General features: G+C 36.4%; 4 protein-coding genes and 1 pseudogene. 3 read left to right on the plus strand and 2 right to left on the minus strand.

The window, feature by feature from the left end; genetic code table 11:
• Nucleotides 1–1,040, plus strand: a pseudogene (locus H3T56_RS11510) (hypothetical protein); the annotation flags it as partial.
• A gap of 528 nt (nucleotides 1,041–1,568) precedes the next feature.
• Here H3T56_RS11510 and H3T56_RS11515 read toward each other — a convergent pair.
• Nucleotides 1,569–1,913 (minus strand): helix-turn-helix domain-containing protein, encoded by a 345-nt coding sequence (locus H3T56_RS11515; RefSeq protein ID WP_065578240.1) that lies wholly within the window; start codon nucleotides 1,911–1,913, stop codon nucleotides 1,569–1,571.
• The gene (locus H3T56_RS11520; protein WP_082205163.1) at nucleotides 1,897–2,145 is read right to left on the minus strand and encodes a type II toxin-antitoxin system RelE/ParE family toxin; all 249 of its coding nucleotides are present in this window, start codon (nucleotides 2,143–2,145) and stop codon (nucleotides 1,897–1,899) included. The genes H3T56_RS11515 and H3T56_RS11520 overlap by 17 nt, the downstream gene beginning before the upstream one ends.
• Before the next feature lie 477 nt (nucleotides 2,146–2,622).
• Between H3T56_RS11520 and ubiG the strand changes: the two genes are divergently transcribed.
• Both ubiG and guaB read left to right on the plus strand, forming a co-directional pair.
• On the plus strand, nucleotides 2,623–3,411 hold the full coding sequence (gene ubiG, locus H3T56_RS11525; protein WP_198193081.1) for a bifunctional 2-polyprenyl-6-hydroxyphenol methylase/3-demethylubiquinol 3-O-methyltransferase UbiG: 789 nt from the start codon (nucleotides 2,623–2,625) through the stop codon (nucleotides 3,409–3,411).
• 131 nt (nucleotides 3,412–3,542) lie between these two features.
• Nucleotides 3,543–5,006, plus strand: a complete 1,464-nt coding sequence (gene guaB / locus H3T56_RS11530) for an IMP dehydrogenase (RefSeq protein ID WP_198193083.1) — start codon at nucleotides 3,543–3,545, stop codon at nucleotides 5,004–5,006.
• The last annotated feature ends 395 nt before the right edge of the window (nucleotides 5,007–5,401 follow it).

Consider the following 5,401-nt stretch of genomic DNA (forward strand, 5'->3'; position numbering starts at 1 on the left):
CATTAAGTTCACTTATTGGCACACCGTATAATTATTGGGGGGATGATGATGGCGATGGTCAGGGAGTTAATGGTGTCACCGCTACTGGTAGTTTAAATTTATCTATTGTCGATAGAGACAATAATCGTGTTGCCCGTAATGAAGTGCTAACTATTTGTAAAGCGCCATATAAATTAACCTTATCTAATGGTGAAGGTACATTAACAACACGTTATGGGGTACCTAATGAAAGTCGTTTTAGTGCAGGTAATGCCACTTATTATATTAATCCTAAGGCAGCGCCAGTGATTTGTTATGCAAGACCTAACTTGTTACCCGGTACAGGTAGATATGCTGGTCCTGCTAACATATGGAACCCTGATAAGGGTTTTCTAACACAGTCATTTCCGCCTCATTATTATCGTGAAAACTTCCCAACTACGGGTGCTAATAATTTGTATTTTGATTTAGATATTAGTGGTGTTAGTCAGGCCTTATCTTGGGCGCCGGTTTCGCATGGTGGTATTACGGCGACGATGACAGATTCAACAAATACCAGCGTTCGAGTCACTCTAACGGGTCCTGTTCCTACATCGTTATCAGCTAATCCAGGTAGAATCGACAGACCATCTTTACCGCAGACATTTGAGTTAGTCGGTCGTGATAGCAGTGGTAATGCGGTGGTCAAATATGGATTTGTGTTAAAGCAGTGGTTTGTTGGACGTAATTATTTAACCGATCCGGCTGTATCATCTTGGTGTAATGGTCTTGGATACCGTCTCCCAAAGGCCAGTGATTTAACTAATGCGGTTGCGTCGATTTCGGGATCTGGTAGTAATGCCCATCGTCAAATTGGTGGAGGATTTTTTACGGAATGGGGGAGGATAGACTATTACACTGGTGCCAACTTCTTCCGCAACGTCTATTGGACGATGCCTATCAGTACTAGTAGTGATATGGCTAACCCTAATAGGATTCTGCTCGTTAAAGATAATTCTACTCTTGTATTCGTCGCTAGTCTTGACTCAAGGGCCCTCGGAATCTGTGTCTATCCTTATTAGCTATTATTTCTTAGTTCTTAGGTATAGAAGCTGAGGATAAAAAAAATAACGTTAGGGCGATAAAAACGCTTTTGTGGTGCGACATTGGCAATGTGCTGACAACTGAGTGAGGTTAGCATGGCAAACAGGGATGTTTGCCAAGAAGCGTTAAGAGCGAACGAAGGCGGAAGGCAGTCACGCAGTGACCACTTGCGTAGTCGCCGCGGGAGATTGTAAAGAGGGTTAGCGGCAACCCTCTTAACTCGGACGTAATCACCGTATAGAAACAACCGCAAAACCGAAAACGTCCGAAACTCAAACAACCAAAAAAATTGAGGAACGGGGTTTTTGAAACTTAAATTCCTACTTATTGCTAACCCTTTTTTTTAACTTAAAATAAAATAATTAAAAATCAATGCATTAAAAAATCACTTAAAAAAAGGGTTTTTAATAGTAAAATTGCGCTTTGTCTTTTTGCCAACTGCATTTATAGTATATTGGATTCTAGTTCACTGCCGTATAGGTAGTTTAGAAATAATATTGTATAAATTAAAAATCCAGTAGCTCAGGGTTAATACCTAGTGCGCTAGCTATTTTAATACGTGTTGCTTTCCTTAATTTTTGACTTTTTTCATATTGAGAATATGCAGATTGACTGATACCGATTTTATTGGCAACTTCAACTTGAGATAATTTTAGATATTCTCGCCATGCTTGAACTGGTGAATAATTATTATCAAAAACCAGATTAACAACTTCGTTGGGCACACCAGTATCAGTATTAATTTGTTTAGTATTCGCTAATTCTAAATATTGTGTATAAGGCATAACCACAAACTGTGGTTGCCCTTGTTCATTATTAATAAACTGTATGTTATTAGTAAGTGCGTTCATCTCGTTTTTTCACCTCTTCGATAGAAACAATATGAATAATGCCATCAAAATTAAAAAACACTCGATAATTTCCAACTCTTAATCTGTACTGATATTTGTAGTTAGTCAGAGATTTTACATTAATGCAATTAGGCATGTTTGATAACTCATCAATTTTATTACGAATCAAAGCGTTGTTTTTAATTTTTCTTAATTGCTTCAATGCTTTTATTTGGTAAATAACTTTATTCATATATTCGCGGTAATTGATTTTTATATAAGTATTGTATAAGTAATATAAGATTTGTAAAGTAAAATATAAGTAATTTCATCACAAACCACTATAGGGCGGTTTTATATTACTGCGAATCCATAAATAACATACTATTAACTAAAATATTAAGTTCACTGCCGTGTAGGTAGATTTAAATTTTAAGTCATTACATTATGTTGACGAAAGAGATTAAAGATCATGTCAAATATGCCTTTTTGACAAGGCTATTTAAGTTCTAAAACAAATAATAGATAATGTATAAATACTTAACACGTCAAAGAAACTAGTCACGTAATGACCAGCTAGTTTCGATGTCGATGGCGAAAACTAGTAGGGGGTATAACCCCCTTATTCGAAAATATCCTTTGTACTAAAATCCCCTCGGAAATTATTTAAACCTCTAAACGTTAGTGAGCTAAAACAATTTACTGTGACTAAAGTTGAGAAAAAGAGAGCATGAAATCTTTGATATTGCTAATCATCATCCCATCGCATATATTACATAAAATATTTACGTCTCTAAAAAGAATAGTCATGACACAAAATATCGATTTGAACGAAATAGATAAGTTTGCAAAACTAGCTTCGCAATGGTGGGATCCCAATGGTCAATGCAAACCATTGCATATTATTAATCCATTACGAGTAGATTATATAAAACAACAATCCGGTGATCTAAATGGAAAACATGTATTAGATGTTGGTTGTGGCGGTGGTATTTTGTCAGAGAGTCTAGCTAAACTAGCTGCTAATGTAACTGCAATTGATCTTGCTGAAGAATCATTAGCAGTGGCAAAATTACATGCAGAGCAAAATGGTTTAAAAATAAACTACCAGAATCAAACCGTAGAGCAGCATGCTGAACAATTCCCCGCACACTATGATGTTATTACTTGTATGGAAATGTTAGAACATGTGCCTGATCCGTTTTCAATTATTCATGCTTGTGCAAAATTACTTAAGCCTAATGGACAACTCTATTTATCGACTATTAACCGCAATCATAAAGCAAAATTAATGTTGATTTATGGCGCGGAATATATTGCACGCTTAGTGCCGAAAGGTACCCATGATTTTAATCGTTTTATTCGTCCTTCTGAATTAATGACTTGGGTTGAACAGGCTAATTTGGATGTCAAAGGGATAATTGGTATGGAGTATCATTTGCTCAGTAATCAATTTCGCTTAGGTAAAAACGTTGATGTCAATTACATCTTAATGGCACAAAAAAGCGATGGCGAGTAACAGAGATTAGTTTGCGCTATATTTATCTGCTGAAATATAAATATAAAATTTTACTGGTCTTTTATATTAAAAGTGAGTAGAATACATCGGCAATATTTTATCAACAATTCAACTCAATGGTGAATATTGTCATGTCTCGTATAGTTAAAGAAGCCCTCACGTTCGATGATGTTTTATTAGTTCCAGCCCATTCAACTGTTTTACCTAACACTGCTGATATTACAACTCAACTGACGAAAACCATCAAATTAAATATTCCAATGTTATCTGCGGCAATGGATACCGTTACTGAAGCCGAACTTGCTATAGCTCTTGCTCAAGAAGGTGGCATTGGTTTTATCCATAAAAATATGTCAATTGAAGCTCAAGCTGAACATGTAAAGCGCGTTAAAAAACATGAAAGCGGCATAGTACAAGATCCCGTATCAGTATTACCAACGGCGACTATTAAACAAGTGATCGACCTAGCTAAGGAGTATGGTTTTGCCGGCTTTCCAGTTGTAACTGAATCGCAAGAATTAGTTGGCATTATTACTGCTCGTGATGTTCGATTTGCTACTGATTTATCACTATCTGTGACAGCGGTGATGACGCCTAAAGAACGCTTAGTCACTGTTAAAGAAGGTGAATCTCGAGAAAGTGTTTTGAAAAAAATGCATGAACATCGGGTTGAAAAAGTATTAGTTGTTGATGATCGTTTCCACTTAAAAGGCATGATAACAGTCAAAGACTACAACAAAGCCGAGCAAAAACCAAATGCTTGTAAAGATGAAAAAGGTCGTTTACGAGTGGGCGCTGCTGTTGGTGCCGGAGCAGGTAATGAAGAACGGATTGCTGCATTGGTAGAAGCTGGTGTTGATGTGTTACTTATCGATTCATCGCATGGTCATTCAGAAGGTGTACTTGAACGTATTCGCCAAACAAGACAAGCTTATCCAAACTTGCAAATTGTTGGTGGTAATGTGGCAACCGGTGAAGGTGCTAAAGCACTGATTGATGCCGGAGTAAGCGCTGTCAAAGTCGGTATTGGACCAGGCTCAATTTGTACTACACGTATTGTTACTGGGGTAGGGGTACCACAAATTAGTGCGATTATGGATGCTGTTGAGGTAGCTAAACAGCATAATATTCCTGTTATTGCTGATGGCGGTATTCGTTTTTCAGGTGATATCGCTAAAGCAATTGCCGCTGGAGCATCTTGTGTTATGGTTGGTTCAATGTTTGCTGGTACTGAAGAAGCACCAGGCGAAATTGAATTATTCCAAGGTCGTGCCTATAAATCTTATCGTGGTATGGGATCATTAGGGGCAATGGCAAAAGGATCATCTGATCGTTATTTCCAATCTGATAATGCTGCTGATAAGTTAGTACCAGAAGGTATTGAAGGTCGAATTGCATATAAAGGCTTATTAAAAGAAATTATCCATCAACAAATGGGTGGTTTACGTTCATGTATGGGATTAACTGGCTGTGGAACTATCGATGAACTTCGCACTAAATCGAAGTTTTATCGCATAACTGGTGCGGGTATGAAAGAGAGTCATGTTCATGATGTTCTTATCACCAAAGAGCCACCTAACTATCGAGCTGGCTAATTAGTATGATTTAGAAGGGATTGAATACAATCCCTTTTTTTATTTGTATCATTTGCATTCTGAAAATCTTAGGCGTGTTTTTTTAAGAATTAAAACTATGTTTTAATAACCTAACTTAATAATAATATTTACAAAATTTAACAAATAAACAATTAAATACTATTGCTTAGATTTTTTTTATGACTATACTTCAAGTGTTTATAATAAACAATATTCGACGGATATTTAGCCGATAAAAATAAAATAAAATCAAAAAAATCATATAATTACTTGACAGGAACGTCAAAATGCATTATAATTTAAAACACCAAACACCAAACACCAAACACCAAACCTGCCCAAACTATAATTTAACGTTAGTAAAGTTAAGCACGCACGGTCTATTATCTCACTAC

The organism is Gilliamella sp. W8123 (assembly GCF_016101085.1).
GTDB lineage: Bacteria > Pseudomonadota > Gammaproteobacteria > Enterobacterales > Orbaceae > Gilliamella > Gilliamella apis.